The organism is Vibrio sp. 1978 (genome assembly GCF_033344345.1).
In genome coordinates, this window is sequence record NZ_JAWPOP010000676.1 from 1 (window position 1) to 614 (window position 614).

Sequence of the window (614 nt, forward strand, 5' to 3'; positions counted from 1 at the left end):
AGAAATGGATGAATTCCCCCAGCTTGTCACCATGGGAACACCGATCACGATCGAGTGGTAGGACTCGTTATCCCACGGGAGCTTTGAAAGGTTATTGCATAAAACGTTTTGGATGGTCACTAAAAATGCCATCTAATTGCGGAAGGTGCTTGAGCTTATTCGGGTTGTTGACCGTGTAACACATGACCTTATAGCCCGCTTCTTGCAGCTTAATGATCTGACGCGAACGAACCCAGTTAATATTTAGGTTACAGCTGTACGCTTTCACTTCATCTAACAATAGCCCGTCTTTTTTTGTAAAAAACTCACTTAAAACACCCAAACGATAACCTTCGCAATGCTGGTAAAGTGCTCTGATGACATCATGACTAAAGCTTGAGAGTAAAAGGTTCTCTCTAGGCATTGAACTTTCGGTAAGCACTTTTGCGAGCGTTTGTGAGACTTCGTCCACTGGATGGCGGTCTACTTTAACTTCAATATTCAGATTTAGACCTCGCTCAGTAGCCAAGCTTAATAGCTCCTCAAGAGTCATGATAGTTTCGCCAGCAAAATCTTCGCTGAACCACCCACCGAAATCTAGTTGTCTTAGTTCTTCCAACGTATGCGCATCAACT

1 protein-coding gene is annotated in these 614 nt (G+C 43.5%); it reads right to left on the reverse strand.

Annotated features, from left to right (window positions below; all coding sequences use genetic code 11):
* Window positions 1–91: 91 nt before the first annotated feature.
* On the reverse strand, window positions 92–614 hold a 523-nt coding region (locus R8N49_RS28485), incomplete at its 5' end, for a glycerophosphodiester phosphodiesterase family protein (RefSeq protein WP_318190617.1).